Here is a 26,937-nt window from a genome sequence, read left to right as displayed (position 1 = left end):
GTCAGGCGCGTCCCATGGGGCGCGCCGGCAGGGCGCCGTCCGGATGCTCGATCAGCGCGACCAGGGCCGCTTCGCAGGCCGCGACGAAGCGCTCCACCGAGGCGCGCTCCCACAACGCGGTGCGGTACTTGACGTCGAGGAGCAGCCCGTCCTCGACGATCAGCGTGGACACCTCCAGGTCGGTACCGGCCCGCCCATTCGCCACGATGCGCCCCTGGTGGGTCCGGCAGCCGGGCAACGCGAAGCCGGATTCGGCCTGGAACACGTTGAGCGTCACGTACGATCCACGCCCGCTGAGCACCAGCGGATCCGCGCCGGCCGCGCGCAGCGCGTCACCGGCCGGGCAGGACTGGTTGGCGTAGGCACCGGCCACCGTCTCGCGGGTCCCGGCCAGGTGTTCGCGCCAGGTCGTGCGGGTGTCGAAGTCGTCGAAGCGCAACACGAGCAGGTTGACGAACGCCCCCATCACGTCCGCCGCGTCCAGGTCGAGGCGGTTCTCGCACGGCGTGAGCAGTTGCACGTCGTCCTGCCCGGACCACTGCCGCAGCACCGCGGACAGCGCGGCGGCCACCACGACGAACGGGGTCACCCGCTCCCGCGTGGCGAAGGTGTACACCGCGTCCCGCACGGCCGCCGGCACCAGGCGGTACACGACGTCCCCGTCGAAGGACGGCGCGTCGGGGCGGGGGAAGTCGGTGGGCAGGGTCAGCTCGCGCAGGCCCGCCAGGCGACGCCGCCAGTAGCGCCGGTGCTCCTGTGCGGCGGTGGTCGTCGCCCGCCGGCGCTCGGCGGCGACGACGTCGCGGAAGGTCGTGGTGCGCGGCGCGGGCAGTTCGCCCTCGCCGGTGGTGCGCCATCGGTAGCAGGCCGCGATCTGCGGGAACAGCACCTTGGTCACCGCCCAGTAGTCCATCACCAGGTGGTGGCAGGTCAGGAGCAGGTCGCGGGTGCCCGTGTCCAGGCGGACCACGGTCAGCCGGATCAGCGGCAGTTCGGACACGTCGAAGCCTCGGTGCGCCCGCTCCGCGGCCACCTTGGCCGCGGCCTGCTCGCGTTCCTCGGCGGGCGTGCGGCGCAGGTCCACCACCTCGATCGTGAACGGGTGTTCGTCGTGCACGCGTCGGCTCGGGGCGGCGTCGCCCTCGGTCAGGTGGTAGGTGGTGCGCAGGATCTCCTCGCGGGCCACGGCGTGTCCGAAGGCCCATTCCAACGCCCCTTCGTCCAGCGGGCCCCGGACCCGCAGCGACAGCGTGAGCGTGTTGACGGAGCTGCCGGGGGCGAACTGCTCCATCAGCCAGAACGGCTCCTCGGCCGCGCCCAGCGCGGTGGTGCGCTCGCTCGGCACGGGCGGGTCGTCCGGCGCGGGTTCGTCGGGCTGTTCGGACCCGGCGAGTGCCCCGATCTCGTCGTCGGTGAGCGTCTCCAGCTCGGCGAGCGCGTCGGCCACCGCCGGGTGGCGGGCGGCGATCGCGGCGGCGAACTCGTGCAGTTCGGGGTTCTCGAAGACGAAGAGCAGCGGGATGTGCGCCCCGAACTCGTCGGAGAGGGTCTGCGCCAGTCGCGAGGCGATCATCGAGTGGCCGCCCACCGCGAAGAAGTCGTCCGCGCCGGTGATCGAGTCGTCCTCCAGGAGTTCACGGCACAGTTCGACGACCCGCCGCTCCACGGCCGGGGCGCGCCGCCGGCTCGCCCCGGCGGGGTGGGGTCGCCGGCCCTCCGTCGGTTCCTCGTCCCGGGACGGGCCCACGATCCGCCACAACAGGCGGCCGTCCTCGACCCGGCGTACCCGCAGCGCGCCGCCGGCCGGCGGGTCGGGCACCGGGGTCCCGTCGATGTGCAGCACACCTTCCAGGCCGCAGGGCGCGAGCGCCCCGGTGGGCTCCCTGACCTCGGCGAGGCCGGGTACGGCCGACACCTCACCTCGGTCGTCGCTCGGCCGGGCCGGATCCGAACCCAGGAGGACCGGTCCACCGGGCGTCTGGAGGGTGTGGCGGATGTCGTCGTCGTCCGCCGCGCGTCTCGGGGCCGCGAAGTCGACTGCCGGAGGCCCGAGTTCGAGGGCGTCCAGGGTTGCGTAGGGGTCGGCAATCGCGGACTCCACGGCTGCCGCGAAGTGGTCGACGAGCCGCTTGACGGTGGCCGCCGCGAAGATCGCGGTGTCGTACTCGACGGTGGCGACGATGTCGTCGCCGTGCCATTCGAGGTTGAACAGCAGATCGAAACGGCAACGCCCGCGCGGCACATGTACGACGCTCATGGTCAGGTCCGGGAAGGTGTCCGGGCGAAAGTGCAGCGGTGGCGCGTTGAAGACCACCTGGACCAGCGGCGAGTGGCCGGGGTCCCGGCTGACCAGGCTCTCCCGCACGACCTGTCGGAAGGGGATGAACTGCCGGTCGTACGCGGTGAGCGTGGCGTCACGAGCGGCGGCCAGCAGTTCGGCGAACGGCAGATCGCCCGGTGCCCGCATGCGCACCGGGATCATGCAGGACAGCGGGCCGACCACGTCGGGGTACTGCTCCGGTCGGCCGTCCCCGCAGATCCCGAGCACCATGTCCTCGGCACGCGTGTGTCGGTGCAGCACGGTCGTGAACGCCGCGAGCAGCGCGTGGAACGGGGTGACCCGATGGCCGGCGGCGAACCGGCGCAGCCGGGGCACCGTGCCGGCCGGGAAGGGATGGATCGCCAGGGCACCGCGGTTGCGCTTGGTCGCCGGCCTCGGCGCGTCCTCCGGCATCCGCAACACGTGCGGGGCGTCGGCCAACTCGGCCACCCATGCGCTCCGTTCGGCGTCCAGTGCGCCGGTTTCCAGGAGTTCGCAGTGCCACCGGGTGAAGTCGCGGTAGTCGGCGGTCACCGGCGCCGGCTCCGCCCGGCGACCGGCTCGGTGGGCGGTGTAGGCCACGGCGAGTTCGTCGAGCAGGTGCGCGGCGGCGCCGGCGTCCATGACCTCGTGGTGGAAGCCGAGCACGAGCAGGTGCTCACGTGGGCCGAGCCGGGCCAGGCCGAATCGCACCGGCGGGGTCACCGTCGTGCTGTACGGCTCCTCCACCAGTGTGCGGGCCCAGTGCAACGCGTCCTCGCGGCGACCGGTGAAGTCGAGCGGCGGGTCCAGTCGCACCGACCACGGGGCCACCACGGATTGGCGCAGCCGACCCTTGTCCACGGGCAGGATCGTGCGCAGCGCCGTGTGCCGCTCGACCAGCAGGTCGAATCCGGCTTCGAGGGCGGGCACGGACAGCGGCCCGACCAGTTCGAAGACCAGATGTTCGTTGTACACGGCCGCGTCGCGGTCCATCTCGTCGACCAGCCACATCTGTTCCTGTACCGGTGTCGCCGGGAGCGCTTCGGTCGGGGTGGCCGTCACGACCGGGTCACCTCCTTGGCCCTCGCCGCCCTCGCCGCCCTCGCCGCCTTGGCCGCACCGGTGCGCGGGTGGGCCGTGATCGGCAGCCGGGTGAGACCGTTGATGAAGTTCGAGCGCAGATGGGTCGGCTCCCCGGCGAGTTCGAACCGGTCGAATCGGGTGACCAGTTCCTCCAGCAGCACGGTGAGCGCCACCCTGGCGGCCGGCCCGCCGACGCAGTAGTGCGGGCCGATGCCGAAGGCGATGTGCGGGTTGGGCGTGCGGTCGATCAGGAACGAGAACGGGTCGGTGAACACCCGATCGTCGCGGTTCGCGGAGGCCACCCAGGCCACCACCAGTTCCCCCGCGCCGATCCTGGTGCCGGCGATCTCCACCTCGGTGCGGGTCCGGCGCATCAGGTGGTTGGTCGGGGTGGACCAGCGCAGCGACTCCTGTACGGCCGCCGCCGCCAGCTCGGGATTCTCCTGGACGCGGCGCCAGACCTCGGGGCGCTCCAGCAGCGCCAGCAGCATGTGCGTGGCGGTGTGCGGTGTCGTGGTGGTGGCGCCCATGACGAAGCTGTAGCAGTTGAGCAGGACCAGGCTGTCTTCCATCGGCGCGCCGTCGAGCTCCACCCGCGTGAGCCGCGAGACCAGGTCGTCTCGGGGTTCGCGGCGGCGGTCGGCGATCAGCTCGCTGAACATGGCGAACAGGTCGTGGTGCGCCTCGCGCAGCGTCTGGGCGGTCTGTCCCTTGGCGAACTCCGGGTCGTCGGGGGCGACTCCCGCCATGGTCCAGCGCGGGATGTCGGCCCAGTACCGGCGGGGGATGCCCAGGATCTCGCCGACGGCGGCCATCGGCAGATCGAACATCGACCGGGCGAAGTCGTGCTCGCCACCCGCCGTCAGCGGCTCGATGATCCGTAACACGTGCGCGCGGATGTTCTCCGTGCGCTGGGCGAGGATGTTCGTGGTCATGGTGTGGAACGCGGGTGTGCGCACCGCCGTGTGCCGCGGACGGTCCATCAGGTTGATGGTCTTGCCCCCGGCGCTGTCCCCGCCGGTGACGTCGAGGATCGTGCCGTGTTCGGAGCTGTACCGGCGCGCGTCCTTGAGGACGCGCACGACGTCGTCGTAGCGCGTGACGGACCAGAAGCGGGCACCGTCGGGGGTGTGCTGGGCCCATACGGGCGCCACCTCGCGCAGCGTCGCCAGGGCGACGTGTTGCGGATGGGTCTGGAATCGGCGTGGATCGTAGAGATCGATCGAGTCGAGCGGCACTCGCTCGTCGATCCCGGGGCCGGTCATGAGCATCGCGGAGTTCTCCCGTCCTGCGTCCAGGCGCACTCGGTGCGGCGCACGCACAGTCCGGAACGTATATCGGCTCCCGGCCCTCGGCAATGATTCTTTCTCGACCGCGAAAGGAATCACCGGGACGCGTTCACGAACTTCTTTCCGAAGTCTTTCGATAAACCGCCGACGCCTTTTCGACCGGTGCTTCCGCGACTACCGTGTCCGGGGTGAATACACCTGTACAGACCGGGAAATGGTTGCTTCGAAAGCCGCCGGACGACAGCGGATCACTGTTGTTCTGCTTCCCGTACGCGGGAGTGGGCGCCTCCTCGTACCGGCAGTGGCCGCAGACGCTGCCCGACGGCATCGCCGTGTGCGCGCTCCAGCCGCCCGGCCGGGAGAATCGCTTTCGCGAGAGCGCGCCGGCCGATCACGCGGGCTTCGCCGCGGACCTCGTCGCGCAGCTCGCGCCGCTGCTCGACCGGCCGTTCGCCTTCATCGGGCATTGCGGCGCGGTGCCGTTCGCGCTGGAGACGATCCTGACCCTGGAGGACCGGGGACTGCCGCTGCCCGAGCGGCTGTTCGCGTCGAGTTGGGGTGCGCCGCATCTGGGACTGTACGGCGCGCTGAACTTCGTCGACCTGGACACCGCCGACCTCGCGGCGGAGGTACGGCAGCGGTATCGCCAGACCGGCCAGGGCGAACCACCGGACGAGATGGCCGAACTGGGCGCCCGGGTCCTGCGCGAGGACCTGGTGCTGCAACGGCCCTACCGCTACGACGTCACCCGCCGGCTGCCCAGCCCGGTGACGGTGATCTCGTGGTCCCAGGACGATGTGGTGCCGCCGGAGACGGTGGCGCCGGGCTGGGCGGAGTGCGCGGACGTGCGCGTGGTGGCGCTGGCGGGCAGGCACCTGGATTTCCTGCGCTGCCCCAAGGCTCTCGTGGAGGTCGTGGCGCGCGATCTCGCCCGCGCCGGGGCGACCGACTGACCGGCCGAATCCGACTCGGACGAGGGGCGGCGCACGACCGGAGACGCCGGTCGGGCAGCGCCCCTCGTCTCGCGTCCCGCTGTCGCGGGTCCCGTCGCCGGCCGCCCCGAGCCGAGGCGCCCGGGGACCGGTCAGGCCGGGTGGGCGAGTTCGCGGGCCAGTTCGGCCGGTGTCGGATTGAGCATCAGCGCGCGGACCTTGAGCACCACGCCGAGCCGCTCGGTGATCAGCCGTACCGCGCGCCCGGCGCTCAACGACTCGCCGCCGAGCAGGAAGAAGTCGTCGTGCACGCCCAGGTGTTCGCGGTACAGGATCTCCTCCCACACCCGCACCAGAGCCTCCTCCACCGCCGTGCGCTCCTCGCCCGCGTCCGGGCGCGCATCGGTCGCGGGCCCCCAGTCGGGCGTCGGCAGGGCGTTGCGGTCGATCTTGTCGCCGGAGTTGAGCGGCAACGCGGCCAGCCGCAGGAAGAGTTGCGGCACCATGTGGTCCGGCAACGCCCGGGCGAGTTCGCCGCGCAGGGCGTGGGTGTCCAGGCCGTCCGATGCCACCACGTAGGCGACGAGGCGCCGGACGCCCCGGGGGTCCTCCGGCGCCGCGACCGCCGCCGCGCGCACACCCTCGGCGGCCAGGAGGGCCTGTTCGACCTCGCCCACCTCGACCCGCATGCCCGCGATCTTGAGCTGGTGGTCCGCCCGTCCCCGGTGTTCGAGGACTCCGTTCGCGCGGAAGCGGACCAAGTCGCCGGTGAGGTAGAGCCGACCGCCGGGCGCGTCGGCGAACGGGTCCGGCACGAAGCGCTCGGCCGTCTGTCGGGCGGTCAGGTATCCGCGCGCCTGCTCGGGCCCGGAGACCGCCAGTTCGCCGACCACGCCGGGCGGGACGAGCCGCAGGTCGCGATCCAGGACGTACAGTCGGGCGCCGGGCCACGGGCGCCCGATCGGCGGTGGCAGGGTGCGGTCGCGCGCGGTCGCGGTGTGCGAGGTGATCGGCCGCTCCCGGGGGATCAGCGGCGAGGTGACGATGTTCACCTCGTTGGCGCCGTACCAGTTGCCCACCTCGAACGGCAGTTCCGCCGGGGCCCAGCGGCGCACCCGGTCACTCCCGGTGAGCAGGGTGCGCAGTGGGGTGCGAGCGGGCCAGGCGATCCCGAGCAGCGCCTCCGCGAGTGGGGCCACCACGAACACCTGGGTGATTCCCCGGGACAGCAGCCAGTCGCGCAGGTGTTCCGGTGTGGACAGGTCCTCGTCGGCCGCGATGTGCAAGGGCGCGCCGGCGATCAGGTGGGCCCACACCACGACGCTCACCGACACGTTGGTCTGCGGCGGAAACGTCCAGCCGCCGCGCTCCCCCGCGCTCACCCCGTGGGCCCGGATCTGCGCCATGGCCGCGTGCGCCACGCCGCGATGGGTGACCACGACCAGCTTGGGTGTGCCGGTGGACCCGGAGGTCTGCACCAGGAAGGCCGGATCGTCCGTTCCCGGCTCCGGGAGCGGCCGTTCGGGGGCGGCCGGGCCGGGGACGCGGCCGGCCGGCGCGAGCACCGGCACGTCCTGCGCCTCCGGGGGCAGCGTGCGCTCGAACCGGTTCGTGGTGACCACGAGCCGCGCCCCGGCCTGCTCGACGAAGCGGCCCAGGTATGCGTCGGGCGCCTTGGGATCGAGCATCAGCGCGGCGGCGCCGGCGCGGTGCACGGCGAGCATCGCCACGACCAGTTCGGGGCAGCGGGGCATGCACAGGCCGACCACCGCGCCCATCGTGGTCCCGCTCGCCAGGAGGCGGTGGGCCAACGCGTCCGCGCGCGCGTCGAGTTCGCCGTACGTCAGCTCCTCGTCCCGGTAGGCGAGGGCGACCGCGTCGGGCGTGGCCGCCGCCCGGTCGGCGAGCAGCCGCCCGAGCGGGCGCGGCGCGTCGGGGATGTCCGGCGTGGCCCCCCAGGCCCGCAGCAGCGCGTGATCGTCCGGGCCGAGCAGATCCAGGTCGGCGACGGGGGTGTGGGGGCGGCGGGAGATGCCGTCGAGCATGCGCAGTACGTGCCGGCCGAATCGTTCGGCGGTGTCGGCGTCGATCAGGTCGGCGTCGTGGGTGATCTCCAGGTGTGCGGCGTCGCGATCCGGGTTCCGGACGAGGGTGAGCGTCAGTTCGGCGGCGCCTCGCGCGGGGCCGGGTCGGGCGGGGTCCGTGTCGCTCGTCCGCGCGGGCCCGGGTCGGCCGGGATCCGCGTCGCTCGTTCCGGTGGCCCCGGGTCCGCCGGCGTCGGCGTCGCTCGTCCGCACGGGCCCGGGTCGGCCGGAGCGTGCGGCGCCCGTCCCAGTGGGCCCGAACGCGCCGGAGTCCGCGTCGGCTCCCCGGGACGGCCCGGCGCGACCGGCCTGCGCCCGTCGTACCCGAAAGCCCGCGGAGTGCCGCGCGGGCCGCTCGGATCCGGGGATCCCGCCGGCCTCCCGCAGCCGCCGGTCCGCCTCGGCGACCAGTCGGGCGCCGGTGTCACGCGGAGCACAGGTCACCCGGATCCGGCGGGCGGCGGGATGGACGACCCCGCCGGTGCCGGTGCGGTCCGACTCGTCCGCGGCGTCCGGCGTCCCGACATCGTCCCGCCGCGCCGCCGGGTCCACGGCGAGCACGAGGGCGCGCGCGCCGGTGTACCGCTGCAGGACGGCGACATAGGCGGCGAGCACGGCGGCCGGCGTCGGTCGCCGGCTCCGCCCGTCGTCGGGGATGGCGACCACGTGCGTCCGGGTGCGCAGCACGGGCCCGTTGCCCCGGGCCGCCTCCATGGGCAGGTCGAGCAGGGCCGTCGCAGCGTCGTCCGCGGTCCGGTCCCCGTGCGGCGGCGGGTCGGCGGGGCTCTCGCCCATCAGTCCACGGCCAGGCGCTCGCGGACGCTGCGCGGTCGCATGTCGGTCCACACCCGTTCGATGTGGTCGAGGCATTCCTGCCTGCTGCCGCCGGTACCCTCCGCGCGCCACCCGTCCGGCAACGCACGATCGGCGAACCAGATGGAATATTGGTCCTCGTCGTTCACCACGACGTTGTAGACGCGGTCGTCCGCCTGCTCCTCCATCGAAGTCTCCTTTGTTGTCCGGAAGCTGCCGCCGGGTGGTCGTCGGGCCCGGCGTATCGACTCCGGAGCGAATTCCACCGCGCCCAGAGTTACCCATCGGGTCCGGATCCCGGAAGGGCACGGGAAATACTCCGGAAAGGACCGACGGGTTCTTGAAAGATAATCGGCAACGGGTCGGATTTCGGCGCACGATACCGGTTCGGGGCGACGCGTGCCCTCGTTCGGCGACGCGTGCCCTCGTGTCCGTCGTGCGGTGACGCGCGACGGTGTCGACCGCCCCGGGCAACCCGAGGAGGCTTCCGGTGAGCAATTCCGCGCCCGTGGATCTGCGCTCGGACACGGTGACCCTACCGACCGCGCGAATGCGCGAGGCCATGGCCACGGCCCGGGTCGGCGACGACTTCTACGGCGAGGATCCCACCGTACGTGCCCTGGAGGAGCGGGCCGCGCGGCTGATCGGCACCGAGGACGCGCTGTTCGTGGTGGGCGGCACGATGGCCAATCTGGCGGCGGTGATGGCGCTGGTCCCGCCCGGCCACGAGGTGCTCGCGGAGGCGGACTCCGACCTGGTCCGCTGGGAGTCGCACTCCACCTCCGGCCTCGCCGGCGTCCAGCTCGGCCCGATCCGGGGGCACCGGGGGATGTTCGGGGTCGAGCACATCGCCGAATTGCTCGATCGCCACGATTGGCGGGCCCCGCGCACCGGCATGGTCGCGGTGGAGAACACGCACAGCGCGAGCGGTGGTTCGGTATGGGACCTGGATCGCCTGCGCGAGGTCTCGACGGCCTGCCGCGCGGCCGGGGTCCCGGTGCACTGCGACGGCGCCCGGCTGTTCAACGCGTGCCTGGCGGGCGGGTATGCGCCCGCCGCCGTCGGAGCACTGTGCGACACCCTGACGTTCTCCCTGTACAAGGGCCTGGGCGCGCCGATGGGTTCGCTGTTGTGCTGCACGGGCGAGGTGCGGGTGCGCGCGGCCGACGTCCGGCGTCGCCTCGGCGCGACATTGCGGCAGGTCGGCATCATGGCCGCGGCCGGCTCGATCGCGCTGGACGGGATCGACGAACTCGCCGCCGATCACCGGCGCGCGGCCGAACTCGCGGGCGGATTACGGGAGGTGCTGCCCGAGTGGGCGGCGCCGGATCCGCCGCGCACCAACATCGTGACGCTGCCGATCGGCGACACGGCTGCCCCCTTCGTGGCAGCGCTGGGCGAACACGGTGTCCTGGTCACGGAGGTGATCCCGGGCGTGGTCAGGTTCGTCACCCACCGGGACGTGTCGGACGCGGGCGTGCAACGGGCCGTGGCCGCCGCCGCCCGGGCAGCGGGCACGCTGCTCGGATCGGCGGTGCCCGGATGAGCGCCCCCGACTCGGCCCCGCCCCGGACCCCGGTCGTCCCCGTCGCCAAGCGTCCCGCGCCGCTGTCGACCGCGCAGGCCCGGCTGTGGTTCGTGCACACCAGCAGGCGGCCGACGGCCGAGTACAACCTCCAGGTCGCGCTGCTGCTTCGCGGCAGACCCGACGTCGACGCGCTCGTCGGCGCGATCCACCGCCTCGTGCGCCGACACGAGCCGCTGCGCACCGTCGTCGAGCCGCGTGCCGACGGGCCGCCGGTGCAGCGTGTGCCGGCCGACGGTCCGCCCACCGTGGACCATCGGCCCGCCGCGCCCGGCACCGACCCGATGGAGCGCGCCGTCGCGACGGCGACCGAGGAACTGCGGCACGTCTTCGATCTGGAACACGAACCCCCGCTGCGGGTCCGGCTGGCCGCCCTCGGCGACGCGGACGGTGCGGTCGTGCTGGTCCTGACCCTGCATCACCTCGCCTTCGACGGCTGGTCCACCGCGATCCTGCTGCGCGAACTCGCCGAGGACCTGGGTCGAGGCGGCGTGCCGGAACTGCCCGCACCGAAGGTCTCCTACAGCGACTACGCCTGGTGGGAGCGGGAAACGCTGGAACGCGAACGCGAGTCGCTGCTGCGACACTGGCGCACCGCGCTGGCGGGCGTACAGGAGTTGGAACTGCCCACCGACCGGCCCGGACACGGGGTCGGCGGGGCCGTGGGCACCGTGCAGCACGAGGTGTCCCCCGCGACCGTGCAGCGCCTGCGTGCGGTGGCCGCGCGGGCCGGGACGAGTTCGTTCGCCGTCGCGTTGGCCGCGTGGTTCGCGGTGCTCGGCCGCTACAGCGGTCAGCGGGACTTCGTGGTGGGCACCCCCGTCAGCGGGCGCACGGATCTGGCCCTGGAGCCGCTGATCGGCTGCTTCGTCAACACGCTGTGTCTGCGTTCGGCGCTGCGTCCGGACGAGCCGTTCGTCGAGCTGGTGCGCCGTACCCATCGGACACTGGCCGACGCGCTGGCCCATCAGGCGTTGCCCTTCGAGGAGTTGGTCCGCGCCCTGGGCCCGGATCGGCGCAACGACCGCAATCCGCTCTTCCGCGCCTTCTGCTCCGGAGTGGACGCCCCACCGTCGCTGGAACTCGACGGTCTGGAGTGCGAGTTCGTGGCGCCCGAGTACGAGCTGAGTCGGTTCGACCTGAACGCCACGTTCCTGCTCGGCGGGCCCCGGCCGATGCTGCGCCTCGACTACAGCAGGACCCTGTTCGACGACGCCACCGGCGCGGATCTGGCCGCCCGACTGGGCGTGTTCCTCGACTGGGCGGTGAGTCGGCCCGATCGTGCCGTGCGCGATGTGGCCTGGATGACCCCGGCCGAGCGGCGGCGGATCCTCGACACCCTGAAGGGGGAAGACCTCGGATGACCGGGCCGGGAAGGTTGACGCCACAGGACCGCCGCCGGGCCCTGCGGTCCGTGCTGCGCCGGATCGACCACCGGGCGCGCGGCCGGGAGTTCACCGAGCCCCGCCCCGAGGGCGCCGAGGTGCCGCTCACGCTGGATCAGGAGTGGCTGTACACGGCCGCGTCGGCGGTGCCGGACCTGGCCCGGATGGCGGTCGCGGCCCGCCTGGAGACCGCGCATCGGCTCGACCACGAACGACTGCGCGCCGCAGTCGAGTCCGTCGCGGCGGCAACGCCGGCACTGGACCTGCTGGTCGGCGAACGCGGGGGCAGCCTCGTGCAGACGCCGGGTCGAGGTGCCCGGGTGGGTTGGCACGATTCGCCGGACGAACCCGCGTGGAGTCGGCCGTTCGATCCTCGGCACGGTCCGCTGTGCCGGGCGGCGGTCACCACGTGCGACGCGGGCAGCGCGCTGTCGCTCGCCGTGGCCCGGCATTGCGTCGACCGCACCTCCGTGGGGCTGCTCCTGGCCGCCGTCGCGCGCGCCTACGAGGACGGTGCGGTGCCGGTGACGGGCGGGTTCGACGTCGCGGACCACGCGTACTGGCATCGTCGTCGATTCACCCCGGAGCGCCTGGCCGACCTGCTCCCCACGGCCGCCGCCCGGCTGGGACCGGCGCAGCCCTCGCTGCTGCCCTACGACCGGTCGCCCGTCGCCGGGCCGCCGTCCGCGGCCGGTGCCGCGCTGCGCCGGCCGGCACCCGCGCCCGCCGACCCGCCGGTCGCGCTGGTGGCCGCGGTGGGGGCGGCCCTGCGCAGGTTCGGCGCGGCGTCGCCGCTGCGGCTGGGCCTGGACGATCCCGGCCGGCACACGCCGCAGACCGCGAACCTGGTGGGGCGGCTCGGCACGGCCGGCGTACTGGCGTTGCCGATCGTCGGTGGCGTGGACGCGGCCTCGCTGACCACTCGCGCCCGGGAGGCGGTTGCCGCGTCCGTACGCGAGCCGTTGCCGATCGCCGCGCTCGCCGACGCGCCACCGCCCACATGGGGGGCGGAACCGCTGCTCCCGGTGGGCCTGGACGCCGTGTCCCTGCCGGCACCGCGGCTGGGCGGCGGTCAGGCCCGGATCCGGCTGATGCCCTCGCCCGTGCCGATGTACGACCTCGAACTGGTGCTGGCCGGCGATGCGAGCGGGGCGGCCGAACTGCTCGCCGAATACGATCCCGATCTCTTCGACCGGTCCACGGTCGACGCCCTCACGGCACTGGTCGCGCACTTCCTGGACCCGGCGGCGAGCACCACGTGGGAGCCGGCTCCGGGAGGCGAGGCGGATCGGGCCGCGGGGGCTGTGGCGCCGCCGGCAGCGGCCGGCACGGCGGAACCGACGGCGGGAGCCGTGGCGGAACCGGCACCTGGCGACACGGCGGATCCGACGGCGGGAGCCGTGGCGGAACCGGCATCGCACGCCGTAGCGGATCCGGACGCGGGAGTCGTCACGCGACCCGCCCCGGGCGCTGTGGCGGATCCGGCAACGGGCGCCGAGCCCCCACCGCGCGCTGACGTCACACCCGCGACCGCGACCGCCCGGGAAGGCGCCTTCGGCCGTGTCGACGTCTTCGCCGGCTGGGCCGGCCGAGCCCCGGACGACGTGGTGATCCGTGCGCCGGGCGGCCCTCTGACGGGCGCGCGGGTCGCGGCGGCCGTGCGCGGGTTCCGGGAGGCGCTGGCCGGGGCCGGCGTACGTGTCGGTGACGCGGTCGTGCTGCACGCCGACGACTCCGCCGCCTGCGCCGTCGCACTGCCCGCCGCGCTCGGCTTCGGAGCGGACGTGCTGGTGCGCTGCGCCGAGGACCCGCCGACGTGGTCGGATCGGGTGGCGGGCGCGGCCCATGCCCGGTTCGAGCTGTTCCCGGACGGCACGATCACCGAGATCGCGACCGCCGACCGAAAGCCACCCACGGCCTCCGCCCGCCGGCCCGAGGACACCCCGGGCGCACTCCTGGTCGGCCTGCGGGCGTATCCGTCGCCACGCGTGCTGCGGATCCCCTCATCGGCACTGCTGCGCGCCGCGGTTCGGCACGCCGAGGCTTCAGGGCTGTCCGCCTCGGACGTGTTCGCACCCGACTTCGACTGGGGCGGCGAGGACGCGGCCGTGTGCGTGCTCGCCGCCGCCTGCTCCGGCGCCACGCTGCTGCCGCCCACCCACGGGACGGTCGACGCGCGCTTCGACGTACTGGCCGAGGCCGGGGCCACGGTGGCGGAACTGGCCGGCGCGTTCGCCGAGTCCGTCCCGGTGCACCTGTTGGACCTGCGCGCCTCGTATCGCCGGCTCACCGAGCCCGCGTCGCCGGGCGAGCGGGACGATGCCGCACCGCGGCGCCGCTGGTGGGCCGCGGCGGCCCCGGACGCCGTGCTGACCGGCCCGGACCCGCACGGCCCGACCTGCCCGGCGCCGTACCACGTGCTCAACGACGACCTGATGGCCGTGCCCGTCGGCGGCACCGGGACACTCTGGGCCCGAGTGGATCCCGGCGCGGCCTACCTCGACGAACCGGCCGCCTGCGCCGACGACTTCCGTCCCGATCCGGCCGGCACCGGCGGCCGGGTGGTGAACACGCGCGCGCTGGTCCGGGTCGGCGCCGGCGGCACGCTGCGCCTGGTCCGTCTGCCCGAGGACCGGGTGTGTGCGCGTGGGCGCTCGATCCTGGTCGAGGATCTCGCGGCAGCGCTCGCGCGACGCGGTGGCCGGCCGGCCGCGGCCGGTGTCCAGCCGCTCGACTGGGGCCGGGCCGAGCGTCCGTACGCGGCGATCCACACGTCCGCCGCGCGGGACCCGTCACCGGAGGACCTGGTCGACCTGTTGCGTCACGACCTGCCGGCCGTCGCCGTACCCGAATGTGTACTCGTGGTCGAGGGCGACGGCGTCCACGACGGTGCACCGGGGATACCCGCCGGCGCCGAACTCGACCACGCCGCCCGGGCCGCCGCCGAACGCGGCGCCCGGTTCGACTCCCGCCCGTACACGCCGCCCGCGACCGACACGGAGCGGGCCCTGGCGGCGGACGTCCTGGTCCCGGTCCTGGGTGTACCCCGGGTGGGCCGCGACGACAACTTCTTCGGACTCGGCGGCACCTCCCTCCAGTTGATTCAGGTCCTGGCCCGGGTGCGCGCGACCCACGGGGTCGATGTCGCGCCGGCCGACGTGTTCGCGGCCCCCACGCTGCGCCGGCTCGCCGAGTCGATCGAGCGTGTGCGTGCCGTCGAGTCCCGGGACCTGGACACCATCGACGCACTGCTCACCACCGTCGAGGAGGCCCCCGACGACGCACCGGGGCCCGTACCGCCGCACCCGTCCGGCCCCGCAGCGCGACATCCGTCGGAGCAGGCACCGCACGGCACGGCGAAGACGGATCCGATCGACCCGAATCGACTCTCGTGAGGTCACCGTGGCAGTGGTAACACCCGCAGACGGCCGCTCCGTTCCCGACCGCGTGCCCCTCTCCCCCGCCCGGCAGGACGTGCTCGTCGCGGCGGCCCTGGACGACTCCGCGCGCGGGCCCGACCGCCGGGCCCACCTCACCCTGGCCGACGCGGCGGCCGCCGACGTGCACCGGGCCTGGCTCGAACTCATGGCCTTGCGGCCGGAGTTGGCGATCGCTGTCGACTGGTCGCAGGCACAGCCCGCGCTCGTCCGGACGGGCATCGCGCCGCCGTTCGTGCGGGCCGACGACCCGGCGGCAAACGACCGGGCCGGCGACCCGGCGGGGCACGACCGTGCCGCCGACGAGCAGCCCCGGCGCGGGTTGCCACCGGGGCCGGCCGGTGCGCTCGGCCGACTCTCGTGGTCGGACGCGACCCGTGAGGCGGTACTGACCTACCATCCGCTGCTGGTCGACGAGTTGGGCGCACACCTGCTCCTGAGCGACCTGGCGGCCCTGGTGCGCGGCGAGCAACCGGTGGATCGGCCGAACGACCTCCTGCTCCGTCCGGACCCGGCGGAGCAGGCCGAGGCGACCGAGTTCTGGCGGTGCTCGCTCGCCGACGTCGACGGCATCACGCCGCTGTTTCCCGAACCCGCCGCCCGCCGCGGGCGCGAGCCCGGCACGGTGCGGGTCGCGCTGTCCGCTCCCGCGACCGTCGCGGTCCGGGCACTGGCCGCGACCGCGCACTCGTGCAAGCTGCGGGTGGTCGCCGCCGCGTGGGCCTCGGTGGTGGCCAGGTTCCGCGGCGAACCACTCGCCGTGATCGGCTTGTCGGTCGACACCCGGCCCCCCGCCCTGCGCGCGTGCCTGAGCCCCTTCGAACGCACCCTGCCCACTCCCGTACGGCTGGACGACACGCCCGCCGCGGCGTGGATCGCCCGGTTGTCGGAGTGGATGGAACGGGCCCGCGCCCACGGGCAGCTCCCGGGCGCGGTGTTGCACGAACTCTCCGGCGCGGAACGCGGCCCGGCGCTGTACGACTCGGTGGTCGACGCGCGCGACGACGCGTCCGTGCCGGCACCGGAGCCGGCCGGGCCGGCGCTCGTCGTCGGCGTCGAGGACGACGGTGCGACGCTGACCCTGGTGGCCCGGCACGCCCCGGAGGTCGCCGACGCCGAGCGGGTGGAGCGGCTGCTGCGCTGTACCGCGGCCGTGCTCACCGGAGCCGCCGCCGCGCCCGACACCCCGATGAGCCGGCTCCCCCTGGTCGACGCGACCGAGTGGGCGGCACTGAACGCACACAACGACACGGCGGTGGACCATCCGCGCGACAGGTGCCTGCACCGGCACGTCGAGGACCAGGTGGACCGCACTCCGGACCGCCCCGCCCTGGTGCACGAGGGCGAGTCGATGAGCTACGCCGAGGCGGATCGCGCGGCGAACCGCCTGGCGCACCACCTGATCGACCTCGGCGTCCGGCCCGACACCATCGTGGGCCTGTGCGCCGAGCCCGGGTTCGAGCTCAACGTGGCCATCCTGGCGATCCTCAAGGCGGGTGGCGCCTACGCCCCGCTGGACCCCTCGTTCCCGCCGGACCGGCTGACCTACCTGGCCGAGGACCTGGACTGTCCGGTGCTGCTCGTGCAGCGGCACCTGCTCGGGTTGTTGCCTCGGGCGCGCAACCCGGTCGTCCTGGACGAGCCGCAGGCGTGGGGCCATCACCCGTGCGATCGACCGCACACGGGGGTGGCTCCGGACAACCTCGCCTACGTGATGTACACCTCGGGCTCCACCGGTCGTCCCAAGGGCGTACTCGTCCAGCACGGCGGCGCGGTCAACTTCGTCCGGTGGATCAGTCGACTGTACGAACTCGAGCCGGACGAGGCCGCGTTGCAGTGGACCGCGTACAGCTTCGACGCCGCCGTATGGGAACTGTTCTGGCCGCTGTTCGTCGGTGCGCGGGCCGTGCTCGCACCACCGAGGCTGCATTTGGACCTCAACCGCTTCACCGAGTTGGTCCGCACCGAACGCGTCGCCACCCTGCACTTCGTCCCGGCGATGCTCCAGACGTTCCTCACCGCCGAGGACGCCGCCGCGTGCACGTCGCTGCGTTTCGTCTTCGCCAGCGGTGAGCCGATCCCGCCCACGCTCGCCGAGCGATTCCACGCGACGCTGGACGCGGACCTGATCAACCTGTACGGCGTCACCGAGGTCTCCATCGACTCCACCTTCCACGTGGTGCCCCGAAAGAGCGGGCTGCCGTTCGTGCGGTCGGGGCGGCCGATGAACAACGAGACGACGTACGTGTTGGACCGGCATCTGGAGCCGGTGCCGTTCGGCGCGCGCGGGGAGGTGTACATCGGTGGCGAGAGCGTCACGCGCGGCTACCACGGCCGTCCGGGCCTGACCGCCGACCGGTTCCTGCCCGACCCGTTCGCGGGCGGCGGGGCAAGGCTGTATCGCACGGGAGACGTGGCGACCCTGTTGCCGGACGGCAACCTGCACTTCCTGGGCCGCAGCGACCATCAGGTGAAGGTGCGCGGCATCCGGATCGAACCGCACGAGGTGGAGGCGGAGATCGCCGAACACCCCGGGGTCCGCGAGTGCCTGGTCGTCCCGTGGGGCGACGGCAGCGAACGCAGTCTCGCCGGCTACGTCGTGCCACGTTCGGACGACCTGGACGTGGCCGAACTGCGCGCCTTCCTCGCCGCACGGATGCCCGGCTACATGGTGCCGACCTCGATCTCGCTGCTCTCCGCGTTCCCACTCGGGCACACCGGCAAGATCGACCGTAAGGCGTTGCCCGCCCCGCAGCGCAGCATCGACGAGCGGTTGACCGCCGGTGTGGCGCCGCGCACCGACACCGAGCGGGAGGTCGCGCGGATCTGGCAGGAGGTATTGCGCGTGCCGAGCGTCGGCGTGCTCGACGACTTCTTCGCCGTGGGCGGCAATTCGCTGCTCGCGACTCGGGTGATCGCCGCCGTCCGCAGCCGGTTCGGGGTTCGCCTGCCGCTGCGCACGTGGCTGGAGTCCAGCGCCGTCGCGGACCTGGCCGCCGCCATCGACCGATACCGCGAGGGTGAGCGGAGCGTGGCCGCGCTGGTCGCCGAGATCGCGGGTCCGGCGGAGGACGAGGTGCGGGAGACGGGCCCGTGAGCGCGGACACCGGCGCGGACCTGCGCGCGCGGATGGCGGCGCTGTCGCCGGCCAAGCGTGAACTGTTGACCGCGCGCCTGGCCGAACAGGGGCTCCTGCACCACCTGGACGGCGGCCCCGAGCGGGTCGAGGCGGAGCCGGCCGAGGTCACGGTGAAGCAGGAGTCGTTGTGGCGGGCCCATCGCGACGGCGACGACGGCGACTTCCATCACGTCGGCCTGGTGTGCGGCTTTCCGCCGGACCGCGCGCCCGAGCAGGTGATGCGGGCCGTGCGTCGGGCGATCGAGTCCTACGAGACCCTGCGCGGCTCCTACGTCGCGGCCGGGTCGGCCGGCGTGCGGGTGCGCGTCCACGAGGCCGACGACATACCGGTGGAGCGGGTCGTCGCGGCCTCGCCGGATCCGGCGCACGCCTTCCGGGCGGCCGGGCAACTGGCCCTGCGGGACGGGCGATCGCCGTTCCGGCTGGATCGGCCGCCGGTGCGGGTGCGGGTGCTGGACGCGCGCCCGGCGGCGGTGTTGCTGACGGTGGTGGCGCACGACATCGCGTGTGATCGGTACGGGCTGCGTACGGTGCTGCTGCCGGCGTTGTACGGGGTGCCGGTGTCCGGCCGGTTGCGGCCGCGCGACGTGGCCCACTGGCAGCGGCACAGCCTGGTCTCGGGGGTGATCCGGCAGCAACTCGACCGCAGCACCGCTCGCTTGGCGGGATCCGTACCGCTCGATCTGCCCGACTCGGGGGACCGGGCGGGGGCGCGGATACCGGTGCGGATCGACGGTGCGACCGGCCGCGGACTCGACCGCCTGGCGCGGTCGACCGGATCGAGCCTGTTCGCCGTGTTGTTGGCGGCCTGGGGCTCGGTGGTGGCCGAGTTTCACGACCGCCCGGAGACCCTGGTGGGGTGTTGCACCTCGGGTCGCCACCGACCGGAACTGGGCGGCGTGTTGGCGGACTTGGCCAACACGCTGGTCGTCCGGGTCCCGGCGCGATCGGTGGCGGGGGGCGTCGAGTCGATCCGGCGGGCCCGGGACGGGCTGACGGCGGCGTTGGGCGACGGTGACGCGCCCTTCGAGCGCGTCCTGGCCGCCCTCACCGGTGCCGACGCGACCCTGGACCAGGACATCCGGGTGCGGCTGACCCTGGACGAGGAGGACGGGACGGCGTCCCTGCCGGGTTGTCTCGGCGTCGAGGACGTGGATTTCGGCTACGCGAAGACGTCCTTGAGCCTGGAGTTGGGCATCCGGCCGGGTCGCGGGCCGGCGGGTGCCCTGGCCTATCGACCGGCGGACGTGTCCCGCGAGGCCGCTACGGAGTTGACCGGGATGCTGCACGCCCGACTGGCGGCGCTGTCCCGGGCCACCGGCTGAGCGGCCGAGCGGGTACACGTCCTACCGATGCGCGCGATGCGTGGTGGGTCGTCAGTGCCCGTCGGCGCCCGCCCAGACGAGGTCGCCTTCCCGCGGGTCGTGGATGTCGAGGAGATACCCGCGTCCCCAGGCCGTGCGGATGGACAAGTGCAGGGAGCCGATGCGTCGGCGCAGTCGCAGTATGCGCAGATCCAAGGCGTTGCGCCGCTGCGCACAGTCGCCCGGCCATACCCGGCGGACCAGGCTTTCCCGAGACACGACCTCCTGGAACGACTCCACCAGAACGCGCATCAGATCCGCCTCCGCCGGCGACAACGACAGTCTGCGTCCGCCGAAGCGCAGCACGCCCTCACGGTCGATGCAGGGTAGTGCGCCCGCCTGGGCCCTGGCCGCGAGTGCGGCACGGCGCGCCCCGAAGTCCTCCCGGCTGATCGGTGGCCTCACCCAGTCCTCCAGGACGTTCAGTCCCGTGGGCACCGACACCCCATGACCCTCCAGGACCAGCAGGCAGGGCAATCCCCTCGACCTGCACATCGCGCGCTTTTCCGCCTCGGATGGCCACCGTAAAACCTTGACTTCCACATGATCACCATTTCGGAATGCTCATGGAAATTACGGGCTCACGAGCGGTGAAGTCGGCTCCGCACATCATTCACCCACGGCTGTCGGCGAACCTTCGGGTATCGACGCATCCGAACTCGGGCACCTTCGCATATGGGACCGGTATTCGTAATCCACGAATACGTCCGCCTGCCGTGCGCCGCACCTCACCACGCAAACCTGATATTTGTATATGTATTCGATGCCGTGTCGTTCCGCGCCCATGCCCGCTACCGCGCCGCATCCACCGGTCGGCGGCCCCGTCCCCGTGACAGCGCGGGCAGGACTCGCCCACAGCAGGGTTCCGCACGGCCGACTCGCCTACTGCCCGACCCGATTCGAAGCCGAGACCAACCGTTTTTCCTCGGCTCCGAGACTCGTACGGGAACCGGGTCCACCGTCGCGCCGATCATGCCGTACCGCCGACGCCGCGTCACCCGTCGACTGTGACACAATCTGTCCCGCTGCCATGATGCTAAACACAATTCGCTCGACGCAACCCGCACCGAGCACTCGCGGCGGTATTTCCCGAGCGGAATTGCACCGCCGGTCACACCGTGTCCGCCGGCCACCCACGCAGCGAAATCCCCGGACCGACGAACGAGTTGCGGAACGCCGGATCCGCCCGTCCCGAAGCCGACGGGCCTCGATTGGCCACTCGGCGCCTGAGCCGCCCCCGGAATTCCCCACCTCCTCTCCCGTCGCATTCCACCCGGCGACCCGGATCGACCCGACCCGGCGCGAACTCCCTTTTCGCACCGGGTCGATGCGGAGGTCGGCAGGGCTACCCCCGGGCGGCGGGCGCGTGTTCCGGCCGCGTCGGGGCCACCGGGCCGATCGGGTCGCATACGGGGGTCCGGAACAGGACTCGGCACTCCTCGGGGTCACCGTAGGTCCATGGCAGCGGCCCGTCCTTGCGAACACCGGACGGAAACACGGTGACCATCCTCGTCTGCGCCGCCGGGTCGACCGGCCGGTCCGGGAAGATCGCCGCGTAGCCCTTGTCGTTCGCCGTCCCGGAGGCGATCAGGCGGTTCGTCGTCCGGTCGTACAACTCGACGGTGGAACCGGGAGGAGCCCAGGTCTCCCATACCGTCCGGCTCACCTCCAGGACCAACCAGGACGGCTCGTTCGCCCGCTCGACCGGAACGGCGGGATGACTGCGTTTGCCGTAGCTCGTGTTGACGAAGTCGACGGTGTCGGTCCCTCGGGTGACGCGCAGGACCACGCCGGTCGCGCCGGACGCGAAGGTGCCTCGCCACATCACCCGAAAGCCCAGCCCGTCGCTGCCGTGCGCCCAGTAGTCCACCTGGCACACGATGACTTCCAGCAGTTTCCGCTGGGCCGAGTCGCGGCCCTCGGCCGGTCCGTAGTCCTTGATCGCCCGCGCCAACAGGGCTTTCGTGGCGCCGGTGGGCATGACCCGCCCGGTCTCATCCGTCCTGCACGCGCTCCACGGAGCCTGCCGGTGACTCGCGGCCGAGCCCTCGCCGAGGCTCGCACCGCTCGACGTGAAGGCGATGCCGCCGGCGACGGCGATGGTCGCGACGCCCGCCGCGCACGCCGCCAGCCGGCGCCGCCGGGCCCGCCCGATGTCCCTCCGCAGGCTCTCGTACACCGAGTGGGCGGGCTCGACCGTGTCCGCGTGCGCCCGAAGAGTGGCCGTCAAACGCGTGACGACCGGGTCCGGCGCAGTGCTGTTGTCATCCATCTCGTTCCTCCTCAGGTGTGTGCGATGGTCCGTGCGGACACGGCGCCGGCTTCGGACCCGGACCCGGATCCGGTCCGGCCGTCCGTCGGGCGGGGCGACTCGGCCCGGATCGGCTCCGAGGCCGAGGCCGTCGGCTCGGCCGACTCCGGCCGCTCCGTCGCGAGCACGGCGCGCAACCGGGCCAGGCCACGGGCGTGTTGGCTCTTCACGGTGCCGATCGGGCTGCCGAGGATGTGGGCGACCTCCGCCTCGGGCAGGTCCTCGTAGTAGCGAAGGACCAACACCGCCCGCGTACGCGGTGACAGCGTCGCCAGCGCGGCCCACATGTCGGTGTGCAACTCGACCAGGGCATGCGCGTTGCGTGCCACCCCCTCGGGCAGTTCGGCCCGGCTCTGCTCGCGCGAGGACTTGCGCCGCCACCACGAGTTGTGCAGATTGACCACGATCCGCCGCGTATACGCCTCGGCACCCATGGTGCGATCGATGCGACGCCAGCGCTTGTAGACCCGGATCAGAGCGGTCTGCACCAGATCCTCGGCGCGGTGGTGATCACCTGTGAGCAGGTAGGCGGTCCGCAACAACCGGGTGCGTGCGCCGAGCACGAACTCCTTGAACTCGGCCTCGTCTTCGTCGACACCCGGTTTGCCCGCCGCGCCCTGCGCGCGCCCGCGGTGCCTCTCGGCCCTGTCCATCCGCTCCCCGTTCCGCCGCGTACCACCGAAGACTTGTCGCCTGTAGTAGCCCGCGAGCGGCCCCAAAGGTTGCAGTCCCACCCGGCTTCTTCGACGGGCGCACCCGAAACAGGGGAATCCATCACGCTGTACGCGCTGTACGGTCGGGCGAGTACCGCAGCCGTCGACACAGGAGCCGAGATGGGACCGGATCATGTTTCCGATTGGTTCTGGGAGGTCCTGGAAGCGACACGACCGCGTCTGTCCGCCCTGGAGTTGTGGTTGGAGTCCCAGTCGCGGGAGGTGCTTGAAGCCTTCGCGCTCGCATACGAGTCCGCGGCGGAATCGCTGGCCGACTTCTCGGAAGGTGTGAGCGTGGACGGGGACGTCTGGTCCGAAGACGGCACCGAAGATCTGTGCATGTGGGTGGTCGGGCAGGGCTACGGGCTGTGGAACTCGGTGGTTGTGGGAGAACTACGGCTGGAAGAAGTCGCTCGGATGTATCTGGGCCGGGCTCCGCTGCTTCCGGAAGGCGTGGCGCCGTGGGACGGGGATGTCTCGGACCCTGAGCACAGGGGCTACCAGTCTCCCGAAGCCATCGTCCACGGCGTCTACCGGACACGATTCGCCGAGGAACTCCATGAACGGCTTGAGGGCATGTGAGGAGATTGCCCGCCCCGTCGACGACCCGCACGATCGGCTCCGGGATCGGCTTCGCCGACGGGAGGGCCGCAATGCCGAGCCGAGCGCGGCGATCGTCGATTCGTTCTCAGTCAGGGCACTTGGACCGTAGAGTCCCGGTGCGAGTCCCTCGTGAAGGCGAGGATGTCAGGCACTGCCTCGTACAGGCTCGCGAAGTGGCGGTGCACGCCGTCCACCGGGACCGAGGCGTTGACTCCCCATACCGTCATGCCGGCCCGCAGTCCGGACTCGACTCCGGATGGGGCGTCCTCAACGACCAGGCAGTCCTCCGGCCTGGCGCCAAGTCGTTCGGCTGCAAGCAGGTAAGGAACCGGTGACGGCTTGCCTTCCGCGACTGCGGCGGCATCCACGAGCACGCCCGGAACCGGTAGCCCGGTCCGGGCAAACCGCCCGCGCACCCGGTGCTCGTAGTTCGAGGTCGACCGGGGCTCGGGACGTGCGTGCACTGGAACGTGGCGAGTTCGGTGCCGATCCGGGGGCTCCGACGGTGTGGGGTGAGTCGCTTCGCCGACCTCACCGAATGTGGTGAGGTCGGCGGGAGCGGGTCGGGTTACGGGGTTGCCGGTTTGCCCTGGCCGTAGAGCCATGTGGCGAAGAGGGCGTCGAGGTTTTTGCCGGAGATTCGCTTGCTGAGGGCGATGAACTGCGCGGAGTCGCCGTGGTCGTAGCGGTGGTCGCCGGCCCAGGTTTTGAGGATGGTGAAGAAGGCTCGGTCGCCGACGGTCTGGCGGAGCTTCTCCAGCACCATGGCGCCGCGCTCGTAGGGCGGCTTGGCGAAGATGTGGCCACCGTCGCCGGGGTCGCCGGCCGGGAAGGCCCACAGCGAGTCGGTGGCCGGCAGCGCGTAGTCGGCGGCGAACTGGTCAGCGGTGCTGAGCCCGCCGTGCTCGGCGGCCCAGAGCCACTCGGCGTACGTGGCGAAGCCCTCGTTCAGCCAGATGTCCTGCCACTTGGTCGGCGTGACCGAGTCGCCGAACCACTGGTGCGCCGTCTCGTGGACGAGCGTTCCGATGTCCGGGGCCCGGTCGTAGATCGGTCGGGTCTGCGTCTCCAACGCGTAGCCGACGTCGGGCGCGTCCTCGACGATGGAGCCGGCCGCCTCGAACGGGTAGCGGCCGAACAACCCGCTCTCCCATTCGATCACGGCGGGCAGTTGGTCCAGGACCGGCTTGGCCGCCGCCGCCTGGCTCGGCGCCACGGCGTTGTAGATCGGCAGGCCGCTCCTGGTCACGTACTGCTCGACCTGGAACTTGCCGATGCTCGCGGTCGCCAGGTAGGCGGCCATCGGCTTGGACTCGGACCACGAGAAGGTGGTCTTGCCGGCCCGGCTGCGCTGGTCGCGGAGTCGGCCGTTGGACACCGCGGTCCAGCCGTCGGGAACGGTCACCTTGACGTCGTACGTGGACTTGTCACTCGGGTGGCTGTTGCTCGGGAACCAGGTCATCGCACCCTGCGGTTCATTGGCCACGAAGACCGAGCCGTCCGGCTGGATGATCCACCCGTCGGGCGAGCCGTCGGGGTCGGTCACGTACTCCGGTACACCCGAGTAGGTGACCACGACATGGAACCTGCGGCCCTTGTCCAGCGCATGCGCCGGGGTGACCGTGAGTTCGGCGCCGTCGCGACTGAACGCCGCCCGCCTGCCGTCGATCCGCACGCTGTCCACGGTCAGCCCGGACAGGTCGAGGTTGAACGAGCTGAGCTTGCGCGTCGTCGTGACGGCGAGGTCGGCGGTGCCTTCGAGCCGTCTGGTCGTGGGCGTGTAGTCGAGGTCGAGACCGTAGTGGACGACGTGGTACCCGCCGTTGCCGGACAGCGGGAAGTACGGGTCGCCCGCGCCCGGGGCGCCGGGCGTCGCAGCGCCTCCCGAGGTGGCGGCGCCGACCAGCAGGGCGGCGAGTGCGGGGGTCGCTACGAGAGCGAGAACGGGGCGGGCGAACTTCGAAGCCAAGGCGTGGGCCTCCTGTGTCGTGGCTGAATTCCGAAGTGACGGCGGATCCGGCGGCGCACGATCAACGCGTCGCCGGGTCCGCGCATCGAGCCCGCGCACCTCGGCCAAAGACCCGGCAGCGACGCGACACGACAGGACGCACGAATCCGACCCGGCGAGGGGTCGGACAGGGGAAGAACGGACGAACGACAGCTCAGGCAACGCAAAGACGAGGAGGCGAAGGGACGAGCGGACGAGGGGACGAGGGGTGAAAGGCGAACGACGCGGTGGCAAGTCGGGGACAGGGCACGGTCAAAGCGGCACAAGGCACGCGAACACGAGCCCGCGCCGGCAATCACTCTACGGTCGAACTCCCAGGCGATGAACCAGCTCCGGGTAATCATCCGGGTGACGATCGGCCCACCCCGCGACTGTGGGTGAAGCGTCGGCGCATGGTGGCGCCGGTGCGTGTCCGAAACTGTACGGGCCTTGTCGTTTCAGACGCTGGTGGGGGTCGGGGCGCCAACGGATCATGGACACGTACTCCTTTCCGCCCGGCCGCACCGTCGGCCGGGCGCCCGGTTCCAGAGAGAGAAACGATGACCGAGAACAGCGCCTCGAACCCGTTTGCCGCCACCGAGACTTCACCCACCTCCTCGGCTCGCCCGGTCGCCGTCTACGGGGCCTACGGGCACACGGCGCGCTTCGTGGTCGCGGAGTTGCACCGCAGAGGCCGGGCCGTGGTGCTCGTCGGCCGGGATGGGGCGAAGCTCGACGAGATCGGCGCCGAGTACCCGGACGCGCCGCGGTGGGTCGCCGCCGCCGATGACGCCGAGGCGCTGGATCGTGCGTTCGCCGGCGTCGCGGCGGTCGTGAACTGCGCGGGCCCGTTCTCGGAGACCACGCTCCCGGTGGCCGATGCGGCCATCCGCGCGGGTGCGCACTACCTGGACGTGGCCGCGGAACAGGCCGCCACGGCAGCCTTGTTCGACACCCGGTCCGAGCAGGCGGCGCAGAAGGGGCTCGTGCTTGCGCCGTCGATGGCCTTCTACGGCGGGCTGGGTGACCTGCTGGCCACCGTGGCCATGGGCGATTGGCCGAACGCGGACGAGATCACCATCGCCTTCGGGCTGGACAGTTGGCTGCCGACCGCGGGCACCCGGCTCACCGGTGAGACCAACGCGGGACGTCATCTCGTGTTCACCAAGGGTCGGTTGAGCCCGTTCTCCTACTCGACCGAGGTCTCCGACTGGGAGTTCCCGGCGCCGTTCGGGAAGCAGCAGATCAACGAGTTCGCCACCGCCGACCAGGTGACCATCCCGCGTCACCTGGACACTCCGGAGGTCCGCGCGGTGATGAACCTCGCGCCGCTGACGGACATCCGCGACCCGGCCACCCCGGCGCCCTCGGCCGCCGACGAGCAGGGCCGATCGGCGCAGACCTATCTCGTCGAGGCGGTCGTCCGCCGCGGCGGCCGGGAGCGGCGCGCGGTGGTCGCCGGGCGCGACATCTACGCGGTGACCGCGCCGATCGTGGTGGAGGCCGTCGAGCGCGTCCTCGCCGGAGCGCACACCGCGACCGGCGCGGTCGCGGCCGGCCAGGCGTTCGCCGCGGAGAGCTTCCTGCGCGCGCTCGCCCCGGAACACCTGACCCGATTCGAGACCTTCACCGAACTCCCGGCGGAGACCCCGGCCCACTGACCGGGTCGCGAACGGCGGCGCGGATCGGGCACGAAGCACGTCGCGAACCGGGACACGGGCCGTCCCGAAGGCTGGACCGGGACCGTACGGGGGTCGGCCCCGGTCCGGCCGGGCAACAACGCAGCGCCCCGACGCGGCACTCCCGCCGCGGCCCCGCCGCACCCCGAGGCCCCGCCCAGCCCCACCAACAAGACGCGGCCTCCCCGCGTTTCCCGGAGGTTCATCAATGGGCCACGGGTTCGTCCTGGC

At 72.6% G+C, this 26,937-nt stretch carries 16 protein-coding genes and 1 pseudogene; 8 read left to right on the top strand and 9 right to left on the bottom strand.

From position 1 onward, the window contains the following. Position 1 precedes the first annotated feature (1 nt). Complete coding sequence (locus A3IC_RS0129375; protein ID WP_020553653.1) at positions 2-3,364, bottom strand: condensation domain-containing protein; 3,363 nt, start codon at positions 3,362-3,364, stop codon at positions 2-4. Then, positions 3,361-4,707, bottom strand: coding sequence for a cytochrome P450 (locus A3IC_RS0129370; RefSeq protein WP_211232316.1), 1,347 nt, complete (start codon positions 4,705-4,707; stop codon positions 3,361-3,363). Before A3IC_RS0129370 ends, A3IC_RS0129375 begins: the two co-directional genes overlap by 4 nt. A gap of 155 nt (positions 4,708-4,862) precedes the next feature. Between A3IC_RS0129370 and A3IC_RS0129365 the strand changes: the two genes are divergently transcribed. After that, on the top strand, positions 4,863-5,627 hold the full coding sequence (locus A3IC_RS0129365; RefSeq protein ID WP_063744894.1) for a thioesterase II family protein: 765 nt from the start codon (positions 4,863-4,865) through the stop codon (positions 5,625-5,627). A 131-nt stretch (positions 5,628-5,758) separates the two neighbouring features. Here A3IC_RS0129365 and A3IC_RS62815 read toward each other — a convergent pair whose 3' ends face one another. Together A3IC_RS62815 and A3IC_RS0129355 are read right to left on the bottom strand one after the other, a co-directional pair. Continuing rightward, a complete protein-coding gene (locus A3IC_RS62815; RefSeq protein WP_020553650.1) occupies positions 5,759-8,485 on the bottom strand; it encodes a non-ribosomal peptide synthetase in 2,727 nt (908 codons plus the stop codon). Further along, positions 8,485-8,691, bottom strand: a complete 207-nt coding sequence (locus tag A3IC_RS0129355; protein ID WP_020553649.1) for an MbtH family protein — start codon at positions 8,689-8,691, stop codon at positions 8,485-8,487. Before A3IC_RS0129355 ends, A3IC_RS62815 begins: the two co-directional genes overlap by 1 nt. Positions 8,692-8,993: 302 nt before the next feature. Between A3IC_RS0129355 and A3IC_RS57205 the strand changes: the two genes are divergently transcribed. From A3IC_RS57205 to A3IC_RS0129330, 5 genes are read left to right on the top strand one after another with little or no spacing between them, the layout of a single operon-like run. Next, positions 8,994-10,049 (top strand): threonine aldolase family protein, encoded by a 1,056-nt coding sequence (locus A3IC_RS57205; RefSeq protein WP_020553648.1) that lies wholly within the window; start codon positions 8,994-8,996, stop codon positions 10,047-10,049. Next, positions 10,046-11,452 carry a condensation domain-containing protein gene (locus tag A3IC_RS0129345; RefSeq protein WP_020553647.1) on the top strand — a complete coding sequence of 469 codons (1,407 nt, stop codon included), beginning with the start codon at positions 10,046-10,048 and terminating at the stop codon, positions 11,450-11,452. Before A3IC_RS57205 ends, A3IC_RS0129345 begins: the two co-directional genes overlap by 4 nt. Beyond that, positions 11,449-14,868: a phosphopantetheine-binding protein gene (locus tag A3IC_RS72660; RefSeq protein ID WP_020553646.1), complete on the top strand. Its 3,420-nt coding sequence runs from the start codon at positions 11,449-11,451 to the stop codon at positions 14,866-14,868. Before A3IC_RS0129345 ends, A3IC_RS72660 begins: the two co-directional genes overlap by 4 nt. Before the next feature lie 52 nt (positions 14,869-14,920). Further along, positions 14,921-18,007 carry a non-ribosomal peptide synthetase gene (locus tag A3IC_RS62810; RefSeq protein WP_052173866.1) on the top strand — a complete coding sequence of 1,029 codons (3,087 nt, stop codon included), beginning with the start codon at positions 14,921-14,923 and terminating at the stop codon, positions 18,005-18,007. Further along, positions 18,004-19,374: a condensation domain-containing protein gene (locus A3IC_RS0129330; protein WP_020553644.1), complete on the top strand. Its 1,371-nt coding sequence runs from the start codon at positions 18,004-18,006 to the stop codon at positions 19,372-19,374. Before A3IC_RS62810 ends, A3IC_RS0129330 begins: the two co-directional genes overlap by 4 nt. 51 nt (positions 19,375-19,425) lie before the next feature. Here A3IC_RS0129330 and A3IC_RS57195 read toward each other — a convergent pair whose 3' ends face one another. The 3 genes from A3IC_RS57195 to A3IC_RS57190 all read right to left on the bottom strand — a co-directional run bounded on the left by A3IC_RS57195 (position 19,426) and on the right by A3IC_RS57190 (position 22,377). Beyond that, positions 19,426-19,908, bottom strand: coding sequence for a winged helix-turn-helix domain-containing protein (locus tag A3IC_RS57195; RefSeq protein ID WP_079026755.1), 483 nt, complete (start codon positions 19,906-19,908; stop codon positions 19,426-19,428). A gap of 850 nt (positions 19,909-20,758) precedes the next feature. Further along, a complete protein-coding gene (locus A3IC_RS0129320; protein ID WP_020553642.1) occupies positions 20,759-21,685 on the bottom strand; it encodes a hypothetical protein in 927 nt (308 codons plus the stop codon). An 11-nt stretch (positions 21,686-21,696) separates the two neighbouring features. Then, positions 21,697-22,377, bottom strand: a complete 681-nt coding sequence (locus A3IC_RS57190; protein ID WP_020553641.1) for a SigE family RNA polymerase sigma factor — start codon at positions 22,375-22,377, stop codon at positions 21,697-21,699. Between the two features lie 180 nt (positions 22,378-22,557). Here A3IC_RS57190 and A3IC_RS0129310 point away from each other — a divergent pair, with 180 nt between their 5' ends. After that, entirely contained in the window at positions 22,558-23,019 is a 462-nt protein-coding gene (locus A3IC_RS0129310; protein ID WP_020553640.1) for a hypothetical protein, read from the top strand. Between the two features lie 110 nt (positions 23,020-23,129). Here the strand turns inward: A3IC_RS0129310 and A3IC_RS57185 are convergent. Both A3IC_RS57185 and A3IC_RS0129300 read right to left on the bottom strand, forming a co-directional pair. After that, positions 23,130-23,477 (bottom strand): annotated as a pseudogene (locus A3IC_RS57185) (HAD family hydrolase); the annotation flags it as partial. 131 nt (positions 23,478-23,608) lie between these two features. Beyond that, positions 23,609-25,009, bottom strand: a complete 1,401-nt coding sequence (locus A3IC_RS0129300; RefSeq protein WP_020553638.1) for a M1 family metallopeptidase — start codon at positions 25,007-25,009, stop codon at positions 23,609-23,611. Positions 25,010-25,587: 578 nt separating this feature from the next. Between A3IC_RS0129300 and A3IC_RS0129295 the strand changes: the two genes are divergently transcribed. Continuing rightward, on the top strand, positions 25,588-26,688 hold the full coding sequence (locus tag A3IC_RS0129295) for a saccharopine dehydrogenase NADP-binding domain-containing protein (RefSeq protein WP_020553637.1): 1,101 nt from the start codon (positions 25,588-25,590) through the stop codon (positions 26,686-26,688). The last annotated feature ends 249 nt before the right edge of the window (positions 26,689-26,937 follow it).

The organism is Embleya scabrispora DSM 41855, assembly GCF_000372745.1.
Classification (GTDB): domain Bacteria; phylum Actinomycetota; class Actinomycetes; order Streptomycetales; family Streptomycetaceae; genus Embleya; species Embleya scabrispora.
This window is presented reverse-complemented; position numbering and strand designations above follow the sequence as displayed.